General features: G+C 69.7%; 19 protein-coding genes. 12 read left to right on the forward strand and 7 right to left on the reverse strand.

Annotated features, from left to right (window positions below; genetic code table 11):
- Window positions 1–77: 77 nt before the first annotated feature.
- The 4 genes from AQJ84_RS06675 to AQJ84_RS06690 all read right to left on the reverse strand — a co-directional run bounded on the left by AQJ84_RS06675 (window position 78) and on the right by AQJ84_RS06690 (window position 5323).
- The gene (locus tag AQJ84_RS06675; protein ID WP_037801863.1) at window positions 78–1778 is read right to left on the reverse strand and encodes an acyltransferase; all 1701 of its coding nucleotides are present in this window, start codon (window positions 1776–1778) and stop codon (window positions 78–80) included.
- 340 nt (window positions 1779–2118) lie between these two features.
- Window positions 2119–3264 carry a galactonate dehydratase gene (gene dgoD, locus AQJ84_RS06680; protein WP_030037764.1) on the reverse strand — a complete coding sequence of 382 codons (1146 nt, stop codon included), beginning with the start codon at window positions 3262–3264 and terminating at the stop codon, window positions 2119–2121.
- 245 nt (window positions 3265–3509) lie between these two features.
- Window positions 3510–4277 carry an SDR family NAD(P)-dependent oxidoreductase gene (locus AQJ84_RS06685; RefSeq protein ID WP_030037763.1) on the reverse strand — a complete coding sequence of 256 codons (768 nt, stop codon included), beginning with the start codon at window positions 4275–4277 and terminating at the stop codon, window positions 3510–3512.
- The gene (locus tag AQJ84_RS06690) at window positions 4274–5323 is read right to left on the reverse strand and encodes a LacI family DNA-binding transcriptional regulator (RefSeq protein ID WP_030037762.1); all 1050 of its coding nucleotides are present in this window, start codon (window positions 5321–5323) and stop codon (window positions 4274–4276) included. Before AQJ84_RS06690 ends, AQJ84_RS06685 begins: the two co-directional genes overlap by 4 nt.
- 476 nt (window positions 5324–5799) lie before the next feature.
- Here AQJ84_RS06690 and AQJ84_RS06695 point away from each other — a divergent pair, with 476 nt between their 5' ends.
- From AQJ84_RS06695 to AQJ84_RS06750, 12 genes are all read left to right on the forward strand, one after another.
- Window positions 5800–7143, forward strand: a complete 1344-nt coding sequence (locus AQJ84_RS06695; protein WP_225877089.1) for an extracellular solute-binding protein — start codon at window positions 5800–5802, stop codon at window positions 7141–7143.
- Entirely contained in the window at window positions 7140–8171 is a 1032-nt protein-coding gene (locus AQJ84_RS06700) for a carbohydrate ABC transporter permease (protein ID WP_037801860.1), read from the forward strand. Before AQJ84_RS06695 ends, AQJ84_RS06700 begins: the two co-directional genes overlap by 4 nt.
- Window positions 8171–8992 (forward strand): carbohydrate ABC transporter permease, encoded by an 822-nt coding sequence (locus tag AQJ84_RS06705; RefSeq protein WP_030037759.1) that lies wholly within the window; start codon window positions 8171–8173, stop codon window positions 8990–8992. The genes AQJ84_RS06700 and AQJ84_RS06705 overlap by 1 nt, the downstream gene beginning before the upstream one ends.
- Window positions 8993–9105: 113 nt before the next feature.
- On the forward strand, window positions 9106–9774 hold the full coding sequence (locus AQJ84_RS06710; RefSeq protein ID WP_053191586.1) for a bifunctional 4-hydroxy-2-oxoglutarate aldolase/2-dehydro-3-deoxy-phosphogluconate aldolase: 669 nt from the start codon (window positions 9106–9108) through the stop codon (window positions 9772–9774).
- 2 nt (window positions 9775–9776) lie between these two features.
- Window positions 9777–10739, forward strand: a complete 963-nt coding sequence (locus tag AQJ84_RS06715; protein WP_030037758.1) for a sugar kinase — start codon at window positions 9777–9779, stop codon at window positions 10737–10739.
- Between the two features lie 41 nt (window positions 10740–10780).
- Complete coding sequence (locus AQJ84_RS06720; RefSeq protein ID WP_053191588.1) at window positions 10781–11854, forward strand: lactonase family protein; 1074 nt, start codon at window positions 10781–10783, stop codon at window positions 11852–11854.
- A gap of 46 nt (window positions 11855–11900) precedes the next feature.
- Window positions 11901–13430, forward strand: coding sequence for an arabinosylfuranosidase ArfA (arfA, locus tag AQJ84_RS06725; RefSeq protein WP_030037757.1), 1530 nt, complete (start codon window positions 11901–11903; stop codon window positions 13428–13430).
- Between the two features lie 38 nt (window positions 13431–13468).
- Window positions 13469–14422 carry a glycoside hydrolase family protein gene (locus AQJ84_RS06730; RefSeq protein ID WP_030037756.1) on the forward strand — a complete coding sequence of 318 codons (954 nt, stop codon included), beginning with the start codon at window positions 13469–13471 and terminating at the stop codon, window positions 14420–14422.
- Between the two features lie 41 nt (window positions 14423–14463).
- Entirely contained in the window at window positions 14464–14976 is a 513-nt protein-coding gene (locus tag AQJ84_RS06735) for a hypothetical protein (protein ID WP_030037755.1), read from the forward strand.
- Window positions 14973–17357 carry a carbohydrate binding domain-containing protein gene (locus tag AQJ84_RS06740; RefSeq protein WP_053191590.1) on the forward strand — a complete coding sequence of 795 codons (2385 nt, stop codon included), beginning with the start codon at window positions 14973–14975 and terminating at the stop codon, window positions 17355–17357. The genes AQJ84_RS06735 and AQJ84_RS06740 overlap by 4 nt, the downstream gene beginning before the upstream one ends.
- 155 nt (window positions 17358–17512) lie before the next feature.
- Complete coding sequence (locus AQJ84_RS06745) at window positions 17513–19486, forward strand: glycoside hydrolase family 97 protein (protein ID WP_030037753.1); 1974 nt, start codon at window positions 17513–17515, stop codon at window positions 19484–19486.
- Window positions 19487–19669: 183 nt separating this feature from the next.
- On the forward strand, window positions 19670–20092 hold the full coding sequence (locus tag AQJ84_RS06750; RefSeq protein WP_030037752.1) for a hypothetical protein: 423 nt from the start codon (window positions 19670–19672) through the stop codon (window positions 20090–20092).
- Here AQJ84_RS06750 and AQJ84_RS06755 read toward each other — a convergent pair.
- Genes AQJ84_RS06755 through AQJ84_RS06765 form a run of 3 tightly spaced genes read right to left on the reverse strand, consistent with a single transcriptional unit; the run spans window position 20006 to window position 23351 of the window.
- On the reverse strand, window positions 20006–20524 hold the full coding sequence (locus AQJ84_RS06755) for an HIT family protein (protein ID WP_030037751.1): 519 nt from the start codon (window positions 20522–20524) through the stop codon (window positions 20006–20008). The genes AQJ84_RS06750 and AQJ84_RS06755 overlap by 87 nt on opposite strands.
- A gap of 23 nt (window positions 20525–20547) precedes the next feature.
- A complete protein-coding gene (locus AQJ84_RS06760) occupies window positions 20548–22260 on the reverse strand; it encodes a TIR domain-containing protein (RefSeq protein ID WP_053191597.1) in 1713 nt (570 codons plus the stop codon).
- Window positions 22257–23351, reverse strand: coding sequence for a toll/interleukin-1 receptor domain-containing protein (locus tag AQJ84_RS06765; RefSeq protein ID WP_053191599.1), 1095 nt, complete (start codon window positions 23349–23351; stop codon window positions 22257–22259). Before AQJ84_RS06765 ends, AQJ84_RS06760 begins: the two co-directional genes overlap by 4 nt.
- Between the last annotated feature and the right edge of the window lie 15 nt (window positions 23352–23366).

Genomic DNA, 23366 nt, shown 5'->3' on the forward strand with positions numbered 1-23366 from the left:
GCAGGCCGTGGGAAGAGGCGGCGCCCACCGTCGGGGATTGCTCTGCGGGTCCGTACTTCAGTGGATCTTGCTGTGCGTCAGGAGCGATCGACGCGATGGTCCGGCTCGAAGGACCGGGAGGGCTCGGGGCGGTGGATTCCGCGTGGCCGGTAGCCGAGCGCATCGGCGCGGCCCAGGAGGTCGGCGAGGTACCAGATGATGGCGAGCCACATCTCGGTGCCCTGAAGCCCCGGTTGCGGGCCGGGGCCCGTCGGCCCGCAACCGAAGCCGAAACCCCGGCCGTTCTGCCAGCGAGGGAGGATCGCGGCCAGCTGGCGCTCGGCCCAGGCGCGGATGTCAGCCAACCGGTAACCCTGGTGCCGGCTGCCGGTTCCGAGCTGCCGGGTGCACAGCCACAAAGGATGGACGACGTCCAGCACGTTGCACGCGTTGTCCCGATCGCCGCCGAAATACCGGGAATCGCGGGCGTGGTCCAGGACGGCGTCCACGACCCGCTCCGGGTGCGGAACCGGCAGCCCGAACTGGGCGAAAGAGCCGCGGGTGAGCCGGTAGTAGCCGTTGACGATCTGGAGGCGCCCGGTTTCGGGGGAGGGGCTGCCCCACATCCCGGTCCACGGGTCGGCCCGGGTCAGCAGCCAGCCGAACAGTGCCTCCAGCGTGCCCGGCTGCACACCGCCGTCTCCGGTGTGCCGCAGGTTCCAGTGCGCCGCGGTGGCCCATGCGTCGATCCAGGCCCCGGCTTCCCAGGCACCGTCCCGCCACGGCAGTCCTTCGAGCCGCGTGATGAGTTCACCAGCCGTCATCTTTGCTGCGCCGCGTACCGGATGGGGGAAGGAGGCGCCCAGCAGGTCGAGGGCGTAGCCGACGGACAGGATGTGGTACAGCGCGGGGCCGTCGCCGATGAAGCCGTCGTCGTCGGGCGTCGGGAGTGGCTTGCCGAGCTCGGGCGTCAGCCCGGTGTCCGGGGCCTGGGCGGCACACAGCCGCCTGCCGTGTTCGTCGGCGGTCAACTGCTCGGGCACCGAGCCCAGCAGCAGGTCGGCGATCTCCACGGCGTCGCAGTGCGCCCGTACCGTCGGCGTCGCCCCGGGCCGGTCGACGTACCGGTTGCCGTCCCAGCACCGGGCGAGGACTTCGGCGGCCTGGGCGCGGGCGGTGTCGGCGAACCGGGTGAGAGGGTCTGCGCCGTGGGCCGCTAGCGGCGCCGTGGCGCCTCGGCGGTCGCGCAGGGGACGTGCCGGGTTTCCGGCGGCCACTGTCCAGGCCGGGAGATCCTTGGTCACCACCGCACCGGCACCGATCACGCAATGGTCACCGATGGTCACGCCGTCCACCACGACCACGTGCGAGCCGATCCACACGTCGTCGCCGATCGTGATCCCCCGGCTGGTGAGCGGCTGTTGGAAGACGGGACGGTCGGGTGCCATGGAGTGGTTGAAGCCGAGCAGCGAGGTGTGCGCCCCGACCCGTACACCGTTGCCGAGGCTGACGGTGCCTCGCACGATGGCGTACGGGTTCAGCGTGCAGTCCGAGCCGGTGGTCAACTCCCCTGTGACATAGGCATGAGCGGCGATGTAGGAGTCGTCGCCGAGCCGCAGCAAGTCCGGGAAAACCGCGGCGGACTCGGCGACGTAGCACCGCTCCCCGACCTCGCTGTCCCCACCGATCTCCCGCTGCCGCTCCCGTTGAGCGACGCGCTGCTCCTCGGCCGCCTCATCGGCGAACAGCCAGGGACAGTGGTCGAAGCGCCGTACATCTTGTTGCTGGTGTTGATCCACGGGGGGAAACCTCGGTTAGGGGAGCACGCTGCGGAAAAGGGGTCCGGGTGCCCACGGCTCATTGTTCAGGTGCCCAGGTGCCCAGGTGCCCAGGTGCCCAGGTGCCGCATCGCGGGTGTCAGCCGTTCCTGGAGCGGAACCGTCGATGTGTGATCAACGGGCACCGACGGTGAGCGCGGGCCTGTTCGCTCTCGGGGCCGGCCTGGACGCCGGCGATGACGAACGAGCCGCAGCCTGGCACGGTCGTACGGTCCTCGACCGCGGCCCCGGGGCCGTCTGGGTGCACGCCCCCGGGGCCGGTCACCGCGTGATGCGACCGTCCGGGCGGGCCCTGCCTCGGCTACCAGGAGGCCAGTGAGCCGTCGGCGTTGCGCCAGACCGGGTTGCGCCAGCGGTGGCCGCGTTCGGCGGCGGAGCGGACCGCGTCCTCGTCGATGGTGATGCCGAGGCCGGGGGCGGTGGGGCGGTCGATGTAGCCGTCGCGGAAGGTGAAGGGAGTGGTGTCGGCGAGGTAGTCCAGCAGCCCGCTGCTGTCGCCGTAGCCGATGCCCAGCGCCTGTTCCTGGATGAGGAAGTTGGGTGTCGCGAAGTCGAGTTGGAGGCTGGCCGCGAGGGCGATCGGGCCGAGCGGGCAGTGTGGAGCCACCATGACGTCGTACGCCTCGGCCATCGCGGCGATGCGGCGGGTCTCGGAGATGCCTCCGGCGTGGCTGATGTCGGGCTGGGCCACGGCGATTCCGTCGGAGAGCACCGAGCGGAAGTCCCAGCGGGAGTACAGCCGTTCGCCGGTGGCGATGGGGATGGAGGTGGAGCGAACCACGGCGCCGAGGTCCTGGGAGAACTCCGGCAGCACGGGCTCTTCGACGAAGAGCGGCAGGAGCGGCTCCAGGAGCGGCAGGACGCGACGGGACATCGCCCCGCTGAACCGGCCGTGGAAGTCCAGCGCCAGGTCACGCTCCGGCCCGATGGCCTCACGGACCGCGCTCACCCCTTCCACGATGGCGTTGATCGCGGCGGGAGTGGCGAGCGGCTCCAGATGTCCGCACGGGTTCAGCTTGACCGCCGTCATGCCCTTGGCGACCTGCGAGGCCGCCGACTCGGCCAGCTCCTCGGGGGTTTCGCCGCCGACCCAGCCGTAGACGCGCACCCGGTCGCGCACGTGGCCGCCGAGCAGCTGGTGGACCGGGACGCCGTGGGTCTTGCCCGCGATGTCCCACAGGGCCTGGTCGATGCCGGCCAGGGCGCTGTTCAGGACGACTCCGCCGCGGTAGAAGCCACTCTTGGCGAGTACCTGCCAGTGCTCCTCGATCCGGGCCGGGTCCTGGCCGAGCAGGTAGTCGAACATCTCCTCTACGCAGCGGGCGACGGTGTGGGCCTTGCCCTCGACTATGGGTTCGCCCCAGCCGGAGATTCCCTCGTCGGTGTCGACGCGCAGGAAGAGCCAGCGTGGCTCGACGAGGAAGAGTTCGTATCCAGTGATCTTCATGGGGTGGACCTCCGGGTCCTGTGCTGTGTGCGGCCTGGTGCGCGGCCGGGGCTCGGTGGTGGATAGGCGGGTTCGGTCGCGGTCGGGGTGCGAGCGCGGGAGACCGCTCGCCCGGGGGAGGGAGGAGGGAGACGGTGGTGCGAGGAAGGGATGCTGTGCGGGACGTGCGGGGGAGAGGGGAGAGGACGACAGCCCGGGGGGCGGTCGGTCACCCGGCACGGGTAACGCCCGGAGGTCTACTCCTGCTACTCCTGGGAGGTGATGCTGCGGCCTCCGTCCACGAGCAGGTTCTGGCCCGTGACGAAGGAAGCGTCCTCGGAGGCGAGGAAGGCCACGGCGGCGGCGATGTCCTCGGGGGCTCCGAGCCTGCCGACCGGCGTGCGCGCGATGGTCTGCGCCTTGTACTCCGGGGGAGTGTCGGCCCACAGGGCGGTCACCACGGCTCCGGGCAGGACGGAGTTGAACCTGATCCGACCCCCGTACTCGACGGCCAACTGGCGTACCAGGGCGTCGATCCCGCCCTTGGCCGCCGCGTACGCGGGGAAGCCCTTGAACCCGATGGCCGCGTGCACGGACGAGGTGATCACGACCGCGCCCTTGGCAGCCCTGAGCAGGGGCACCGCCGCCCGGACGCCGTAGAAGACGGAGTCGAGGCAGAGCCGTAGTTGATCGTGCCAGGCGGCGTCGTCGAGTTCGTGGGCCGCTCCGGGCAGGTTGCGGCCCACGTTGAGGTGGAGCGCGTCGAGGCGCCCGGTCCAGGACTCGGCCACGGCGACGGTCACGGCCCATTGCTGCGGCGAGGTGACGTCCAGCGTCCGGTCCTGTGCCCGCCCGCCCCCCGCGCGAATCTCCTCGGCCACCTGACGGGCGGCCTCGGCATCCACATCGGTGACGAGGACGGACGCTCCCTCCGCCGCCAGCCGACGGGCGGTCGCCGCCCCGATGCCGGAGGCGGCCCCGGTGAGCAGGGCCGTGCGGCCGGTGAAACGTGCCGGTGCGGCGGCGACGGTCATGGCGTTCCTCCTGGTTCTGCCGGTCCGGCCGTGGAGCCACGCAGCACCAGCCGCGGCTCGGTCGGTACGACGACGTCTCCCGTCGGCCTGTTCTCGATGGTGGCCACCAAGGCGTCCACGGCGGCGGTCCCCAGCTCGTACAGGGGCATCGCGACGGTGGTCAGCGGGGGATGGAGGTGCGCGGCCACGGGCAGGTCGTCGTTGCCGACCACGGAGATGTCCTCAGGGATCCTGAGGCCCAGCTCCCTGATCGCCGCCATGGCGCCTATGGCCTGGGCGAGCGAGCTGGTGTAGAGGGCGGTGACCGGCGGGCGCGTACCTCCGGCGGCGGGACGCAGCAGTTCCCGCGCGGCGGCGCCGCCGCCGTCCTCGGTGAAGTCCCCGGACGCGACCGGAGCCGCGTCCAGCCCCAGGGCGCCGGCGTGGTGCAGGAAAGCCTCTTTGCGGACCTCGCTGGGGGTGATCCCGGCGGGACCCGCGATGTGGCCGACCGAGCGGTGGCCGAGGCCGTACAGGTGGTCGAGCGCGGTCACGCTGGAGCGGGCGACGTCCATGGTGACGTTCCGGCCGGAACCCTCCACGGAGCGGTTGAGGAAGACATGGGGGACCCGGCTGTGGCTCAGGGTCTCCAGCAGGGGGTGGCCGGGGCGGGCCGAGGCGATGAGCAGTCCGTCGACCCTGCTCTCCTGAACCAGGTCGTTGAAGGAGTCGTCGGCCTCCTGCCCGTCGAAGTCCTCGGCGAGCAGGGAGAGATATCCCAGCTCGCGGGCCCGCTGGTAGGCGCCGCGGGCGATGGTGACGTACGTGGGGTTGTCGAGGGCGGGGATCAGGAGCGCCAGTGCGTGAGTGCTGGCGCCGGCCAGGGCGCGGGCCCCGGAGTGTGGTCGGTAGCCGAGTGCCTCGGCGGCCTCGTGGACGCGCCGGCGCGTCTCCGGCCGAACCATCAGGTCCTCTCGGCCGTTGAGCACCTTGGACACGGTGGCTTTGGAGACCCCGGCCGCGTGTGCCACATCCACGAGCCTGGCCCGTACGGGCTGTTCCGGCACGTGCTTCCCCTCTCCGGTGGGTGTCGCCCTGGTCCGCTGGTACGAGCCGAGGGTGGCGCGTTCTGACCTCTTGACACCTTCTGGCGACGCAACCTAACGTTCGCCGAAGTTTCAGTCAACCGGTTTCCCTGGACGGAAATAAGCGATACGTCTGGGCAGAGCCCAAGAAACCGGTCATGTACATCACGACAAGATATCGGCCATAACCGATGTCGAGTCGACGCGGCCATGAGGCCAGCCCTCAGGCTTACCGCGGACGCGACCACCGTCGCACTCGCGGTCCCTCGACACCGTTATGGCAACCGTCCACGCAGACGATCGCACCCGGTCCAGGGCATCTCGCACCACTGCCGAGTCGGCCGGCGTCGCAGCCGGCCGCCGTGCTCCCCGTTCGCTCCCCGCGGCAATCCCCGCATGCCGTTCCGCATGTGCCGTACGTCCCGCATGAAAGGCCCTCAACCATGCCCAAGTCGCCCATGACGTCACTTGACAGACGACGTTTCCTCGCCGTCTCCGCCGGTGCAGCACTCGGCGCGTCCGCGCTGTCCGCCTGCGCCGCCTCCGTCGACGGGAGCGGGGGCAGCGGTGGCGGAAGCGGCTCCAAGACGACGCTCACCGTGATGTCGCACGACAACGAGCTGGACAAGAAGACCATTCAGGCCGCGGAGGAGGCCCTGGGATTCGAGATCAGGTTCATCGCCTCCGACGACACCAAGCTCAACGCCATGCTGGCCGCCAAGAACCCGCCGGACCTGGTGCGCGGCCTGGGCGCGACGGACACGCCGTACTTCGCCGCACGCGGGCTGATGGAGAACCTGGACCCGTACTTCGCCAAGAGCTCGGCCCTCAAAGCCTCCGACCTCGACCCGGTCAACGACGTGTGGCGCTACGACGGCCACAAGCAGGGCGCGGGCCCGCGGTACGGCATGGCGAAGGACTACTCGCAGGACCAGATGCTCTGGTACCGCACCGACCTGCTCGACGCCGCGAAGCTGGACCACCCGAGCGCCACCGAGCCGCTCTCGTACGACGAGTTGCTGGACCTCGGCGAGCGGCTGGTCAAGCGCCGGCTCGGCAAGGTCAGGGTGTACGGGCTCAACGCCACCGGGCTCGGCAACTTCTCGCAGCTGATGGGCATGACGGCGTCGGCCGGCGGCAGCCTGTTCGCCGAGGACCTGGCCTCGGTCGACTTCTCCTCGCCCGAGGCGCTCAAGGCGCTGAAGTGGCTCCTGGAGTACACGAAGGCAGACATCGGCCCGAACGTCGTCAACCCCAACCCGGACGGCTGGGACTGGCCCACCTACCAGGCCAACCGGATGGCGATCGCCTGCGACGGCTACTGGTTCGGCGGTGCGATAGGCGGGGATCCCAAGGTCGCCAAGGTTTCCCGGTTCGCCCCCGCACCCCAGCTCGGCAGCAACCGCATCAGCCCTTGCTTCAGTGCCACCGGCTACTGGATCCCCAAGAGTGCCAAGAACAAGGACGCGGCCTGGAAGTTCTTCGAGTGGTACTTCGGCGGCCAGCCCGCCAAGGACCGCGCGAGCAGCGGCTGGGGCATCCCGACGCTGAAGTCGCTGCACGCGCAGATGCCGCAGAACACCGCCTTGCAGAAGCAGGCGTTCGAGGTGCAGCAGCAGGAGCTCGACTACTTCAAGGTGCTCACGTTCAGCCCGTACATCCAGTTGGCCGCCCTGGACGCGACGCTCAGCCAGGTGCTGCCGAAGGCGGTCAGGTCGGGCACGTCGGCGGGCAAGGTGGCCGACAACCTGAACTCGCTCATGAACAACCAGATGGCCAAGGGCAAGCAGGTGCTGGGATGAGCAGCACCGGTCAGCTCACCGCACCGGCCTCCGTGCCGGCCCCCCGGGCGGTGCCCGCCCGGGGGGCCGGGGGGCCGGGCGGCCGGTTCGGCTCGCTGCGGCAACGCAGAACCCTGTCCTTCTACGTGTTCACCGGCCCCTGGATGCTGGGCTTCCTCACCCTGACGGCGTTCCCGCTCGGATACGCGCTGTGGCTGAGCTTCACCAACTCCGACGGACTCTCCCCGAACCCCCGCTTCGTCGGCCTGGCCAACTACCGCGAGGTCCTCACCGACCAGACCACGCTCGACTCCCTGGCCCGCACCGGTCTGTTCACCGCGTTGACGGTGCCACTGACGATCGCGGCCGGACTCGTCCTGGCGGTGATGGTGAACCAGCCTCTGCGCGGCCGTGGGATCTTCCGCACGCTGCTGTACCTGCCCGCCGTGATGCCGCCCGTCGGCGCTGGCCTCACCTTCAAGCTGATCTTCGACCGCGACTCGGGCTCGGCCAACGGCCTCCTGGACCTCTTCGGCGTCAACGGGGTGTCCTGGCTCACGGACCCCTACGCCCGCTGGGTGCTGATCGTGCTGACGATGTGGGCCGCGGGCAACATCATGATCATCTCCCTGGCGGGGTTGCAGGACATCCCGAAGGAGATCCTCGAAGCGGCCAAGGTGGACGGAGCGAGCCCCTGGCAGTCCTTCACCCGCGTCACCCTGCCCCTGCTCTCCCCGGTGCTGTTCTTCCAGGTCGTCACCGGGATCATCGGGGCGCTGCAGAGCTTCGCGCCCCTGTTCATCTCGCTCGACGCCAGCCCCCAGGGCATGGCGTCCGTACCCCAGGACAACTTCCTGTTCATGATCCACGTTCTCACCCAGTACTTCGCCAACGGCCGTTACGGCTACGCCTCGGCCCTGCTGTGGGTGCTCTTCGCGATCATCATGCTGCTCACCGCGCTCGTCTTCCGGCTGAGCAAGGGCGTCGTCTTCTACTCGGTGGAACCGCAGGCCGCAGGGAAGCGGCCGCGCACGTTGGGAGGCAAGTGATGGTGTTTCCCCGGCGCACCGCGCTCTACATGCTCCTGGTGGGACTCGTCGTCCTCTTCCTCAGCCCCTTCGGCTGGCTCCTGATCACCGCCTTCAAGGACGCCTCGGAGCTGCGAGCCCTGCCCATCCACTGGTGGCCGCACCGGCCGAGCCTGGGCAACTTCCAGCAGGCCCTGTCCTTCTGGCCGTACCTCGGCTACGCCCGCAACTCGCTGATGCTCTCCACGCTCTACGCGGTGCTGGCGACACTCGCCTCCGCCTGGGCCGGTTACGGCTTCGCGCGGCTGGAGGCACCGGGCAAGCGGGTGATCTTCGGTGTGCTGCTGTCGACGATGATGCTGCCGCACATCATCACCCTCGTCCCGACCTACCTGCTGTTCGCCAAGATCGGCCTGCTCAACACCTACATGCCGTGGGTGCTGTGGGGGTTGTGCGGCGCGCCCTACCTGATCTTCCTGTTCCGGCAGTTCTTCGCGAACATGCCGAAGGAACTGGAGGAGGCGGCGATCGTCGATGGCTGCGGGCAGATCCGCATCTTCTGGCGGATCTTCCTGCCCCAGTCCTGGCCGGTCATCGCCACCAGCCTGATCCTGTCCTTCAGTTGGACCTGGGGCGACTGGATCGCACCCGCCCTGCTGCTGGACGACGACCGCACCACGCTCGCCGTCCGGCTCGCGAAGGGCTACTTCACCCAGCACGGCGAGCCGCTGAACAACCTCGTCGCGGCGGGCACCGTGATGTACGTCGTCCCCGTGCTCGCCCTCTTCCTGATCATGCAACGCGGATTCGTCTCCGGCATCGCCACGTCCGGACTGAAGTGACCGACGCCCGGGCGGAACCGGCCGGCAAACACTCACTCAACGGACCCACTCGCAAAGGAACCTCCCATGACCGACTCCCAGGGCACCGGCACACGCCCACAGGTGGTGGGGTGATGGAGCGCCCTCCCCTCACCCCGCAGCTCGGCCGGACCCGGGTCATGGCCATCCTCCGGTCGGCCGACGCCTCCGGGCTGCCCGCCGTGGCACGGGCCCTCGCGGCCGGCGGCGTCACCTGCCTCGAGGTAACCCTCACCACCCCGGGCGCCCTCGACTCCCTGGCCCGCATCAGGGATGCCCTCGGCCCCGACGTCGCGGTCGGCGCGGGCACCGTGATCACGGGCGACCAGGCCAGGGACGCCCTGGCGGCGGGAGCGGAGTTCCTGGTCGCCCCCGTCGTGGACACCGCCGTCGTCCGGAACGCGGCGGACCGGGGTGTCCCGTGCTACCCGGGCGCCTGGACACCGACCGAGGTGTCCCAGGCGTGGCAGGCGGGTGCCGCCGCCGTCAAGCTGTTCCCCGCGAGCACGGGCGGCCCCGCCCACCTGCGGCAGCTGCGAGCGCCCCTGCCCGACATCCCACTCGTCGCCGTCGGCGGAGTCGGCATCGAAGAGGCACGGGACTACCTGGATGCGGGCGCCTGTGCGGTCGGTATCGGCTCGCCGCTGCTGCGCGGGGCGGACCAGGACCCGACTCCGCAGGCACTGGACGCCCTCACCACGCGGGCGCGCACCCTGCTGGAGGCGGTAGGGATCACCGCACGGGCCGGGGAGGCGAGCGCGTGAGCATGTCCGCACCCCCGCCCGTCGAGCCCTACCTCGTCACCCTCGGCGACGTGCTCGCCGTCATGGCGGCCCGGGAACCCGGCCCGTTCGCGCTCGGCACGGCACTGCGCCTGGGGATAGCCGGCGCGGAGTCCAACGTCGCCGTCGGAGTCAGCCGGCTCGGCGGATCCGCGACCTGGATCGGCCGGGTGGGCGACGACGAACTCGGCGACCTCGTCCTGCGCGAACTGCGCGCCGAAGGGGTCACCACCGTCGCAGCACGCGACTCCGCCCCCACCTCCCTGCTGCTGAAGGAACGCCGTACCTCCACCCACAGCCGCACCCGCTACTACCGCACACACACCGCCGGGGCTCGGCTGACCGCCGACGACATCCCCGAGCACGTCGTCGCGGGAGCGGCGGTCCTGCACATCACCGGCATCACTCCGGCGCTCGGGAACGGGCCCGCCGCGGCCGTGACCCGCGCAGTGGACATCGCAGCCGCCGCCGGAGTGACCATCTCCCTGGACATCAACTACCGCTCGCTGCTGTGGAGCGAGGCCGAGGCCCGGCAGTCCCTGCTGCCCCTGATACGCCGCAGCGACCTGGTCTTCGCCGGACCGCACGAGGCCGCTCTCGTGGTACCCGGCGCCGACGGGGCGGAGGAACTCGCCGAGGGTGTCTGCGACCTCGGACCCGGCGGCGCGGTGATCAAGCTCGGTGCCGACGGGGCGTACGCCCTCCTCGACGGACGGCCCCACCGGCAGCCCGCCGTACCGGTCCAGGTCCACGACTCGGTGGGCGCGGGAGACGCGTTCGCCGCCGGGTACCTCGCCGAACTGCTGGCGGGGGAGCCTCCGCAGCGGCGGCTGGCGACGGCGGCCCTGCTCGGCGCCTTCGCGGTGAGCACCGCCGGCGACTGGGAGGGCCTGCCCCGGCGCTCCGAACTGGGACTGCTGGACCACCACGACGACATCGTCCGCTGACACCCCCTCCGCCCCGGCTCAAGAGACCTCCAGGACCACTCATGCCCGCACATCCCTCCACCAGCGCGATCCGCGTCCTCACCGGCTCCTACACACCCGACTCCGGCGGCGAAGGCCCCGGCATCGCCGCGCTGCTCCTCGATCCTGCGACCGGCCGTACGACGTACGACGACCAGGTGCGGCCGCTGCCCGTCAGCGGGGCCTCATTCCTGGCCGCGCACCCGTCGCTCGACGTCGTCTACAGCACGAACGAGGCCGAGACGGGAACCGTCAGCGCCGTCGCACGCGACGGGGACGGCACCCTGTCCCCGCTCGGTGACCCCGTCAGCAGCGGCGGGGCGAACCCGTGCCACCTCACCGTCCACCCGGGCGGGGAGTGGCTGCTGACCGCGAACTACGGCAGCGACACCGCGCCGGGCAGCGTCGCGGTGCACCGGCTCGCCGCGGACGGACGGCTGCTGGAACCGACCGACCTCGTCGTCCACCAGGGATCGGGACCGGTCACCGGACGGCAGGAGGGCAGCCACGCCCATCAGGTCCTTCCCGATCCGGCGGGCCGCTTCGTGTTGGTCACCGACCTCGGGGCGGACGCGGTGTTCACCTACCGGCTGAGCACCGTCACCGGCACCCTGGAGCGGGTCGCGGTGAACCCGGTGCGGGCGGGCTCCGGCCCTCGCCACCTCGCCTTCGCCCCCGGCGGTGACCTGGTGTTCAGCGCCGACGAGCTGTCCTCGACCGTCACCTGCCACCGCTACGACGCCACCGACGGCACTCTGACGGCCCTCTCCTCCGCGCCTGCCACGACAGCGGCGGACGTCGTCAACCAGCCGGGCGGAATCGTCGCCTCACCCTGCGGACGCTTCGTCTGGGTGACCAACCGGGGCGCGGACACGGTCGCCGCGTTCCGCCTCGACGGCACCACCCTGGAACCGCTCGGCGAGGTCCCCGCCGGCGGCAGTTGGCCCCGTGGCCTGGCTCTGACGGGCGGTCATCTGCTCGTCGCCAACCAGCACAGCGGCACGCTCGCCGCACTGCGGGTCCTGGACGACGGAACTCTCGGTGCGCCCCACCCGCCGCTCTCCGCCCCGTCGGTGGTCTGCGCTCTGCCGCTCTGACCACCTCCTCCTCCCGTCTCCTCCCCGCACGATTCGAAAGGCAGTCATGTCCGACCCCGGCACCACCCCCGAGGCCCGCTTCACCCTTGATGCGGCCTTCGCCGTCGGCAGCGTCAACCCCCGTCTGTACGGGTCGTTCGTCGAGCATCTGGGCCGCTGTGTCTACACCGGCGTCTACGAGCCGGGCCACCCCGCGGCCGACGCGGACGGCCTCCGCCAGGACGTCCTGGAGCTGGTCCGGGAGCTGGGCGTGACCACGGTCCGCTACCCCGGCGGCAACTTCGTCTCCGGCTACCGCTGGGAGGACAGTGTGGGCCCGCGCCAGGAGCGGCCGGCCCGGCTGGACCTGGCCTGGAAGTCCACCGAGACCAACGAGTTCGGCCTGAGCGAGTTCATGGACCTCTGCCGAAAGACCGGCATGGAGCCCATGATGGCCGTCAACCTCGGCACCCGAGGCGTCGAGGACGCCATACGGCTGCTGGAGTACTGCAACCACCGGGGCGGCACCGAGCTGTCCGACCGCCGCGCCGCCCACGGCGACAAGGAGCCGTACGGCATCCGGATGTGGTGTCTGGGCAACGAGATGGACGGTCCCTGGCAGACCGGGCACAAGACCCCCGAGGAGTACGGCCGCCTCGCCGCCGAGACCGCCCGCGCCATGCGGCAGGTCGACCCCGGCCTGGAGCTGGTCGCCTGCGGCAGCTCCAGCTCCTCCATGCCGACGTTCGCCTCCTGGGAGGCGACCGTCCTGCAGACCGCGTACGACCTCGTCGACCATGTCTCCCTGCACGCCTACTACGAGGAGATCGACGGCGACCGCGACTCCTTCCTGGCCTCCGCCGTGGACATGGAGCACTTCATCGAGTCGGTCGTCGCCACCTGCGACCACGTACGTGCCCGGCTCAAGGCGACGAAGCGCATCAACCTCTCCTTCGACGAGTGGAACGTCTGGTACCAGAAGCGGCCCAACCCGCACCCGGTGGAGGACTGGCAGCAGGCGCCGCGCCTGCTGGAGGACGTCTACACCGTCACCGACGCCGTGGTCTTCGGTTCCCTGCTCATCGCCCTGCTGCGACATGCCGACCGGGTCACCGCCGCCTCGCTCGCCCAGCTCGTCAACGTCATCGCGCCGATCATGACCGAGCCGGACGGCCCGGCCTGGCGGCAGACCACCTTCTACCCCTTCGCCCAGGCGTCGGCGTACGGACGCGGCCGGGTGCTGCGGGTCGAGGTGGACAGCCCGACATACACGACGGCCAGGTTCGGGGAGGTGCCGCTGCTGCACGCCACCGCGGTGCTGGACGAGGAGACCGGCGACGTCACCGTCTTCGCCGTCAACCGCGGCCGGACGGACGCCCTGCCGCTGAAGGTCGACCTGCGCGGCGTGGAGGCCCACACCGTAGTGGAGCACCTGGTCCTGGCCGACAGCGACCCGGAGGCCACCAACACCGCGGACCGGCCCGACCGCGTCACCCCGCACACCGCCACCGGCACCGCCGTCACCGACCGTGTCCTCCACGCCGAACTCGAGCCGCTCTCCTGGAACGTGATCCGCCTGACCCACGGACAGAACTGACGACTCGTGACCACCGCCCATGCCCCCGGGATGAACCCATGACAGTCCTTGCCCACCCCCTGTTCCGAGACCCCGTCCACGACGGCGCGGCCGATCCCACCGTCATCTGGAACCGGCACGCCGGCGAGTGGTGGATGCTCTACACCAACCGCCGCGCCGACGCGCCACCGTCGAACGACGTGAGCTGGGTGCACGGGACCGACATCGGGATCGCGTCCTCCGCGGACGGCGGAGCCACCTGGCTGTACCGGGGAACCGCCGAGGGGCTGGACACCGAGCCCGGGCGGCACACCTACTGGGCCCCGGAGATCGTCGATGACGGAACCGAGTACCACATGTACGTCACCGTCATCCGCGGTGTCCCGGCCCAGTGGGCCGGTCACGCACGCGTGATCCGCCACTACACGAGCTGCGACCTCTTCTCCTGGACCTACCGCTCCACCCTGCCGCTGTCGTCCGACCGGGTGATCGACGCCTGCGTCGTGCGGCTCCCCACGGGCGGCTACCGCATGTGGTACAAGGACGAGGCCGACCACCAGCACACCTACGCGGCGGACAGCGCCGACCTGGCGCGGTGGACCGTCCGAGGGCCTGCCGTCGAGTGCTCGGAGCACGAAGGCCCCAATGTCTTCGAGCTCGGCGGCAGCTACTGGATGCTCGTCGACGAATGGCACGGCCTGCGGGTTCTTCGCTCACGGGACCTGGAGACATGGCAACCCCAAGGCCTCGTCCTCGATCGCCCCGGCAAGGGTACGGACGACGCGACTTATGGATTCCACGCCGACGTCGTCACCAGTGAACTCGGCGCCTACGTCTTCTATTTCACCCACCCCGGGCGATCCGACGGCCGCGCTGTGGACAACGGCGACTACAACGACCGCCGGAGCTCGGTCCACGTCGCCCGCCTGCGGGTGAGCGCGGACACCCTCGTGTGCGACCGCGACGAGGTCCTCGAAGCCCCCGTCCTGCCTCTCGAAGGGCCGACCCGGTGACAGGCATCCGACGCGTGACACAAGGGGCTCTTCGGACGCGGATGATCCCGCTCGTCGCCGCGCTCCTGTTCGTCACCGCGTGCCAAGCCGAAGAACAGGCCGGCTCCGGGGTGACCCTGCTCGACGGGAACCGGATCGCCGTCACCGGCCCGACCGTCGTATCCGCCCTACCCGTCGACGACGAGGGAAACGTCGACGCCGCGCACGCGCGCAGCCAGATCCCGTCGCTCAAGAGCGTGGCGCTGCAGTACCCGGAGGTCCGGGTCCTCCTCACCGACTCCGACGGCCGTACGACCGACGCCGCGCTGCGGAACTTCGCGGCGAACTGGTCCATCCCACCCGAACTCGTGGTCGCCGCGGACTCAGCCTCCGCCGGCGCACAGCTGTCCATGGACGGACAGCTCCACACACTCCTGATCGGTGCCGACGGACACGTGGCCGCCGACTGGTCGAACCGCGCTGCCCCCACGCAGGCGATCGTCGCCGCGCTCCGCAAGGTCACGGCGAGCCCATCCACCCATCCCGACAGTGTTGTACGGGGAGAGGCATCATGAGACATGTCACAGAGATAAGACGGTTCATCGCAGGCACGGTCGTCACCATGCTGCTTGCCTGCGCCGCGGTAGTGCTGACGCCGGCCGTACCGGCACACGCGGCGGGCTCGAACTACTACGTGGACTGCTCGGCGGCATCCAACGGGACCGGCACGTCCGACTCGCCGTGGAACTCACTGGCGGGCCCCAACGCGAAGACCTTCGCCCCTGGGGACCAGTTGTTGCTGAAGCGAGGGACGACCTGCTCCGGCACCCTGCACCCGCTGGGCTCGGGCAGCGCGTCGGGCGGCTCGATCTCCATAGCCGCCTACGGGACCGGCGCCCTTCCCGTGATCGCGGCGGGCGGTGTCACCGATGCGATCTACCTGTACAACCAGGAGTACTGGGAGATCTCCAACCTGGAGGTGACGAACACCGGTGCCGTCAAGGGCGCGAACGCACGGCGCGGTGTCTACGTCGTGCTCGAGAACTACGGCACCGGGAACCACTACAAGATCAGCAACCTCAACGTCCATGACGTGAACGGAAACAACTCGAAGGAGGTCGACGGCAGCGCCGGCATCCTCTTCGCCGTTCTCGGGACCACGACGCCCAGCGCCTTCAACGACGTCGTCATCGACGGCAACACCGTGGCGAACATCGCCCGCAGCGGTATCAACATGTCGAGCACCTGGCTGTGCCGGCCGTCCATCGGCTGCAACAACCCCGCCTGGACCCCCTGGACCGGTGTCGTCGTCAAGAACAACACCGTTCATGACACGGACGGCGACGGCATCGTCGTGCAGATGTCGAAGGACGCTCTCATCGAGCACAACGTCGTCTACAACGCGGCGAAGGCGAGCAACGCGGCGAACGCCGGCATATGGGCCTGGGACTCCGACGGCACCGTGATCCAGTACAACGAGGCGTACGGCACCAAGAAGAACTCCGGGAACCCCGACGGCCAGGGCTTCGACGTCGACTACGGGCAGGACGGCACCATCGTCCAGTACAACTACAGCCACGACAACGAGGGAGGCTTCCTCCTCTTCTGCGGCTGCGGCGGAGGGTCACGCCTCAGCAGCAACGCGGTGGCCCGCTACAACGTCAGCGAGAACGACCGTCTCCGCGTCGTCAACATGCTCGGATCCCAGGACTCCAAGTTCTACAACAACACCATCTACATCCCGTCGGGATCCACGGCGAACGTCTTCGAGGTCTCGGGCGCCTGGAACGACCTCACCCTCGCCAACAACCTCATCTACAACCTGGGCAGCGGCGACTACGTCTACACCAGCGGCCAGCCGGCCTCGAACTTCTCCTGGCGGAACAACCTCTTCTACGGCAACCACCCGGCCGGCGAGCCGACCGGCAACGGAAACATCACCGCGGACCCGCTGTTGACCGCGCCCGGCAGCGGCGGCACGGGCATCGACTCCGTCGACGGCTACCAGCTCACCGCGTCATCGCCGGCCATCGGCGCGGGAGTCGTCATGCCCGACAACGGCGGCAAGGACTACTGGGGTTCGACCGTCCCCGCCGTCTGCGCACCCGACATCGGCGCCGACCAGTTCAGCACGCCCTCCGACGCGACCTGCCTCGCGAACGAGAACCTCGGCTTCGAGAAGGGATCGCTCACGGCGTGGAGCGCGTGGAACTCCGCCTCGGTGGTGAACTCGGGCGCCCACAGCGGAACCTACGCGGCCCGGGTCGGGCCGTCGCCCGCCTCCGTCGAGCAGTACGTCCCCGTCGCGCCCCGGACGACCTACCGCGTCTCGGGCTGGGTGAAGTCCGCTGTCGCCGGTGAGGTCATGAACATCGGCGTCAAGAACACCGGCGGCCTCGAAACGGTGGCAAGCGCCAGTGGCACCGGCTGGACGTTCGTGTCCGCCGACTTCACCACCGGCGCGGCGAACAGTACAGTGCGCCTGTACTGCTACAAGAGCACGGGCACGGGCAACGGCTACTGCGACGATCTCGCCGTCACCGCTGTCAAGAACCACGCGATCAACGGCAACTTCGAATCCGGCCACACCGTGCCCTGGCGCAACGGCGACTTCTCGCTCACGGGCACGTCGTCCAACGGCAACGCCGCCGGACTGACGAACTCGTCCCTGAGCGGCGCCACCCTCTGGCAACTGGTCTACACCCTCAAGCCGAACACCGCGTACCGGCTGAGCGGCGCGATCAGGAGCCAGACCGCCGGCACCACGACGGCACTGGAGGCCAAGCTCTACAACGGCTCGGCCGTCACGAGCACCTCCACCACGTCGAGCACCTACTCGAAACAGTCGACGACCTTCACGACCGGGGCAGGTGTGACCACCGCTCGCATCTACTGCCACCTCGTCTCCGGAAGCGGCGACGGCTACTGCGACGAGGTCACCCTGACCGAGCTGTGATCGACAGCGCCCGTGGCCGGTGACGCCGGCCGCGGGCCCACCGGGAGCGTGGGCGTGCCCGCTGATCACGGACCGAGTCCGTGCGGGACGCCCGCGCCCTCCTCATGGTTCCCACGCCTTCTTCCCGCACGACGCCCTCAAGGGATGTACTGATCATGGAAACGTCACCACGTCAGGAAGAGCCCGCCCGGCGCGAAACCGCCCGCCCGGGAAAGCTGTCCCGGAGGGGAATCCTCAAGGGGGCGGCGGTCGCCGTGGGCGCCGCTCCGCTGAGCGTTCTCGGCATGGGCGAGGCCCATGCGGCGGACTCCGCCATGACCGCCACGTCACCCGACGGCAGCAACAAGATCACGGTGTCCCTGGTCGGCGGAGCGCTCTCCTGGTCGGTCAGACGCGCCGGCACGACGGTCGTCCACACCTCGGCGCTCGGACTCGCGATGAGCGACGGCACCACGCTCGGCACCGCCGACACCGTGCTGACCACCTACCAGCACTGGACCAAGGACAGCACCTGGACTCCGGTGTACGGCCGCAACGCCACGATCCGTGACCACTACCAGGAGATGCGCTGGAAGCTGCAGGACAGCGCAAGCGGTGTCTTCTTCGGCATCCAGATACGCGCCTACGACACCGGCGTCGCGCTGCGCTACACACTGCTCGACACGGGCAAGGCCACCATCTCGGACGAGCTGACCGGCTTCGTGTTCCCCGACGGCACACTGGTCCACAGCGCCCGGGACGAGAACGTGTACAGCGTCGTCGCACCGGACGCGATCCCCTCCACCGGTACGTCCGGTACGGACGTCGGCTCCCTGACCGACATGCCCCTGCTGGTGACCCTCGACAGCGGGCTGCGCGCCTGCATCTGTGAGTCCTCCCGCGTGAACTACCCGCGAGGGATGCTCACCTCGGTCTCCGGGCAGAGCAACACACTCAAGACGTACCTGATGAAGAAGACCGCCCGGGGCAGCGGGCCGGTGCAGACCACCTCGACCGTCACCACGCCGTTCGCCACACCCTGGCGGGTGCTCGTCCTCGGATCCTCCGACACCGACCTGGTCGACAACGCCGAACTGGTGCTCAACCTGGCCCCCGCCAACGCCCTGACCGACACGACGTGGATCCGGCCGGGCAAGGTGTTCCGCTGCAACCTCACCACCGCCGCGGGAATCGCCGGCGTCGACTTCGCCGTCGCCCGCGACGTGGACTACATCGAGTACGACGCGGGATGGTACGGGCCGGAGTTCACCACCACCGACGCGACCGCGGCGATCCCGGACATCGACCTGCCCATGGTGATCGACCACGCGACGACGAACGGCATTGGCGTCTTCCTCTACGTCAACCGTCTGGCGCTGACCAACCCCGACACCCTGTTCGCCCTGTACAGGAGTTGGGGCGTCGCCGGCATCAAGCTCGGCTTCATCAACGACGGCACCCAGACCATGACCAACCAGATCATCACCTGGGCCAAGAGGGCCGCCGAACACAACCTGCTGATCGACATGCACGACAACGTGCGGCCGTTCGGCTACGAGCGCACCTACCCCAACTGGATCAGCCTGGAGGGCGTCCGGGGCAACGAGCAGTTCCCCACCGCCACCCACAACGTGACCCTGCCCTTCGCCCGCAACGTCGGCGGACCGATGGACTACACCATCTGTTACGGACAGTCCCGTAACCAGACGACCAACAACCACCAGATGGCGATGGCAGCGGTGTACTACCAGCCGCTCAACTTCCTCTACTGGTACTCCACACCGACGTCGTACGCCACCACCGCCAACTGGCCCGGACTGGCGTGGTTCGACGCCGTCCCCACCACCTGGGACGAGAGCACCACCCTCACCGGTTCGATCGGCGAGTACATCGCGGTCGCCCGCCGCAGCGGCACCACCTGGTTCCTCGGGGCGATGACCAACGAGACCGCCCGCACCCTGTCGGTACCGCTGGACTTCCTCGACAGTGGTGTCAGCTACACCGCCACCATCTACGCGGACGGAACGGCGGGAACCGCCCCGCGCGCCACGCCCACGGTCGTCAGCACCCGGACCGTCACCTCCTCGACGACCCTGAGCATGGCGATGACCAGCGCGGGTGGTCAGGCGGTCATCCTCAGGCCGAGCTGACGCGTTGAGCCCCGGGGGGCGACGTCATTCCCCTCTCCGGGGCGCGCGTGGGGCTGGTCGTTGGAGATGTGGTGGGCCACATTCCTCGGACTCGCCGTCTGCCCGATCACCCACCGCCACGTTCAACGGCTTTGTCGGGGACAGTAAGCTGCACAGCACACGAGTTGACACTGTGGGGGGCCGATGTCAGCAGACGATCAGTCACGACTGGACGACGGCCGGATCCGGCATCTGGAGCTGATCCAGACGATCGTGGCCCGGATGGGGAACAACTCGTTCCTGATCAAGGGCTGGTCGCTGACGGTCACCGGTGCGCTGCTCGCCTACGCCGTCGGGAACGACAAGGGCTCCGTCGCCCTCGTGAGCTTCCTGCCCGTGCTGGCTTTCTGGCTCCTGGACGGCTACTTCCTGTACCAGGAACGGCTGTTCCGGCGGCTGTACGACCGGGTGCGCCGCCAGGACACCTCCGTCGAGCCGTTCGAGATGAAGGTGGCACCGGGCCGAGAGGAGGCGGGCGTACTACGAGCGGCTGTCTCTCCCACCCTGTCGGGCTTCTACGGCGGCCTGGTTCTGGCCCTGGTGTTCGCGCTGCTGTTCGTGCTGTGACGCGGTCTCCGCGCGCAGCCGCCGCGCGGAGTCGTCGAGCAGCTCAGGTTCCGGCTCGATGTGCTCGGGCCACAGCCGCGGCATCCGGTCGCCCTCGAAGCGCGGCACGACATGGACGTGCAGATGGGGTACGGACTGCGTCGCGGCCGCCCCGGACGACTGGATGACGTTGAGGCCCTCGGGGCGGTGGACGGCCCGCACCGCGTGGGCGGCCCTGAGCACCGCCGCGCCGACCGCTGCCGCCGTGGCCGTGTCGAGCCCCCAGATGTCCGCCACATGGCGCCGGGGCACGACGAGCACATGCCCCGGGTGCACCGGATTCCGTGGCAGGAACGTCAGCGTGTCCGCGGTCTCGGCGACGACACGGGCCGGTTCGGACCCGGCGGCGATCCCGCAGAAGTGGCAGTCGGCGTCGTGATGATCGGGAGTCATGGGTCGACGATAGGGTGCCGGCGTCAGCGGCTGCTCTCGTTGACGTCGCGGAACGCCAGAGGGACCCGCATCACCTTGTGCCGGTCGAGCTGGGGCAGAGGCGTAGCGGCCGCTTTCACCATGGCCCTGACGAGCGAACGCACATACTCCGTAAGCGGCTGGCCCTTGTCCCTCACCAGGTCGTAGACGTGCCCGTCGTAAGCCTTCTCGCCGTCCCAGCGCACCCGGTGCTGGTACAGGCCGAAGTCCTCCGGCATCCGCCACCCTTCCATCGGCCTGACCCAGAAGACCGGCAGGATGGCGATCGGCTCCTGGGGCTGTGCGGCGTCGACGTTCGCCATGCGTTGCACCATGACGGCCCACTCGCGTCGGCACCACTCGCGGGTGAAGTAGTCCTCGGTGATCAGAGGGACCAGAATCCTCGTGGTGCGAATCGCCTCGACCAGCAGGGACTCCCATTTCGTCCCGGGTTCCATGTTCCAGTCGAGGAACCCGGTCTTCCCGAGCCGGGCCGGCAGTTTGACCGCCACCTCCTTCTCCAGCAACTGGTGGAAGTACTGCACCTCGTCTCCGTCGGCGTCCCGGTTGTGCCAGCTGGTGAAGAAGAAGGGGTACTCCTTCTCAGCGGTCGGCTCCGGTACCGACCGGGGCGGCGGCAGGGAGCGAACTCGGGCCGGGTGATGGGCGAGGGGCGTCGGGGGAGCAGGGGTGCCGCGCTGGTCCTCCAGCAGTTCGTCGACGATCCGCCGTACGGTGGCGGCCATCTGCCGACCGGAGCCGGAACTCTCCGTCTCCTCCTCCACGGCGTCGGCCAGGACCCGCAGCGCTGCGGGGTCGTCCTGCTCGAACACTGCGTCCAGCAGCACATCGACCCGCTCCGCCATGGTCATGTCGGAGGTCAGCACATCGCGTGGGACGATTCCCGTCGTCCGCCGGCGCAGGGCCTCCGTGAAGCGCCCGTAGCTGCCGGAGTCCCGGCACACTGCCGAACGCAGCAGACAGGAGCGCAGGCTCGTGCGCACGCCGTCCGGCACGCCGGCCCGGCGCTGCGGGGGTGCCAGCCAGGCGATCTCCACCACGGTGGCGATCTCCTCCGCGGTGACCCGGCCCGCGAGGACGGCCTCACCGGCCCGCACGATCTGCTTCGGGTGGCCGCCGAAGGTGTCCGCGAGGCGGGCGGCCTGCAGCTGGTCGAGGCTCATGTTCTCCTTGAGGAGCCGAACCGACTCCGCATGACCCAGCGGACCCACGCACACCCGTTCCCGCTCGTCCCACGTGCCGGTGAAGCGTGAGGTGACCAGGATGCGGGCGTTGCCCTCCGGGAAGTGGCGCCGTATGCCGTCGGGCTCCGCTACGTTGTCGTAGATGAAGAGCCAGTCGGCGGCCGTGGGACCGTCCAGCGGCTCACCGAGGCTCTTCTCGAGCGCCTCGCTCAGTCGCTCCGTCTCCTTCTCGACGCGGTCCGCCAGTCTCGCCGGGTCCGTCTCCTGGCCGCAGTCGAAGAGCCAGATCAGCTGGTAGTGCAGGGTGTAGAGGTGCCCGTAGGAGATGGCCAGCTGGGAGGTGCCGTAGCCGTGCGGGCGGCCCTCCGGGTCGTGCACCAGCACGGTGACATGGTCGGTGAGCCGTTGGTGGGTGTCCGCGATCTCTTCGTCCCTGCCGACGAACGGCGCGGGGAGCGGCGGGAGGTTGGATATCGGCGGAAGCTGCCGGGGCTGGCGTCTTGGCACGCTCACCGGCCGCCCCCGCGATCCTGTGATTGCCGGCGTGTTCTGGGCAGCACCTCACCGATCCGCTGCTCGGCCTCCGCCAGATCCGTACCTGCCAGGACGACGACCTGTGCGTCCCGCACCAGGAGCGGCCGGGGAGCGGCGTCGATCTGGACCAGCACGGAAGGCGACGGCCGGTCGGAAGCAGGGACGAACGCCTCCTCCCATTCGGTGGGGGCGGTGTCACCTGCGGCGAAGTAGTTGTGCGAGAAGATGACGAGCAGACTCTCGGCTGAATCGCGCGCCCGGGCGACCGCGTCGGGCAGCCGCTCCCGGCCGGCCCGCCAGCGCCACAGCTCGACCTCGTGACCCCGTTGCTCCAGCACCCCCATCATCCAGTCGGCCCACGGTTGGTCGGCGCCCACATAACTGATCGCGACCGACCCCGGCCCGTGGCCGCGGGCGGCGGGGTCCCGGGCATCGAGCCAGCGACGCGCCCACCGCTCGCCGCCCTCCCCTTCCGGGAGCGGTCCGGGCGGCGGCGCGCTCTCGCTGCCGAACGCCGGAGGCAGCGTCCGCGCATCGGTCACGCCCAGTGGCTCCAGTTCCGTACCCCCGGACTCGGCAATGGTTTTGGCCAATTGTTCGACCAGGGCGTAGTACCGTACTTCGCCCTCTGCCTGTGTCGACAAGGCCAGCGACTCCAGGCCGTCCTGCCGCAGCCAGTCGAACGGACCGCGCTGCTCCACCGATTGACGTACCGATTCCGGTACGTCGCCGTCGCGGACGGGTTTCCAGCACAGCGGGATCAGGCAGCCGCGTGCCGCCATGCCCCGGGTGTCCTCGTGATGGCGCATCCGGGCCCCGAAAATCGCCCATTCGAGGCCCGCCCCCCGGTCCTTGAAGTACCGGGGCGAGTACAGCGCGATCATCACTCCGGCCCTGGTCACGTCGGACTCACGGGCCGATTCGGGCTCCATCAGGGCACCGATGACGCCGCTCACGCCGAACCCCTCCTGGATCCGCAGGTGGTACTCCAGGTCGGTGTGAAAACGCGTCAGCGCACGCCAGCCGTCGGCCCGTACACAACTCGTATAGAAGAAAGCGGCTGGATCCACGAGCCCCTCACAAGG

It is taken from the genome of Streptomyces resistomycificus (assembly GCF_001514265.1).
GTDB lineage: Bacteria > Actinomycetota > Actinomycetes > Streptomycetales > Streptomycetaceae > Streptomyces > Streptomyces resistomycificus.